Annotated in this window: 1 pseudogene; it reads left to right on the forward strand. The window is 69.1% G+C overall.

Annotation, left to right across the window (positions count from 1 at the left end):
* A pseudogene (locus tag DJ75_RS18615) lies at nt 1–812 on the forward strand (hypothetical protein); the annotation flags it as partial.

The following is an 812-nucleotide window of genomic DNA, read 5'->3' on the forward strand; positions in this document are numbered from 1 at the left end:
TGCGCGTCGACGACGAGGCGGGAGTGATGCGGATCGAGGTCGAAGCCGAAAACGAGACGGGCGGGATCGAGACGGTGACGGAGAACGTCACGCTCGGCGCCGTCGTCTACGAGCGGGGCGACGACCGGGTGGCGTATCAGGGCGGCGGGGTCTGGCGGTCGAACGGCGACGGGTCGTGGATGGTGTCCCCGCCCGAGTTCCACTACCGCGGCGACACCCTCACGCTCCCGCTCGTGACGATCGACGGGGTCGACGGGCGGCTCGGCGACGACGCCGTCGTGACGGCCACCTCGAAACACCCGGAGGGGCTGTTCCCCTCCGAGAACGTCTCGAACCCGCTGCTGGGCGGGAACGTGACGGTCACGGTCGAGAGCCAGTACGCGGAGGCGTGGGGGCGGTTCTTCGAGACCCGGACGCGAGCGAACGTCACGCAGGTGTCGCCGACGGAGGTCCGCGTCGCGCTCCGAACCGAGACCGTCCACCCGACGCTCAGCGCGGGCGTCTCTGCGCTCGGCACGTCACGGCTCGAGTTCGGCGGCATAAACACCCTGTACGCCGACAGCTACGACTCCACCGGCGGGTCGTATCCGGGGAAGGGCAACGCCAGCGATAACGCGGTGCTCCAGACGACCAGCGATTTCCACCTCACCGCGGGTGGCGGCGGTAAGACCGAGTCGATCGAAATCCGGGGGGACCTCGTGGCGGAATCCTTCGACACACCGAAGGGACAGGCGGACAAGAAGCTGACAATCACGGGGGAGAAGCGGGTCGACGACTCGGTCGGGAGCGCGGACCCCGTCGCGGGAGCCATC

It is taken from the genome of Halorubrum sp. Eb13 (assembly GCF_002252895.1).
In the GTDB taxonomy this organism is placed as follows: Archaea; Halobacteriota; Halobacteria; order Halobacteriales; family Haloferacaceae; genus Halorubrum.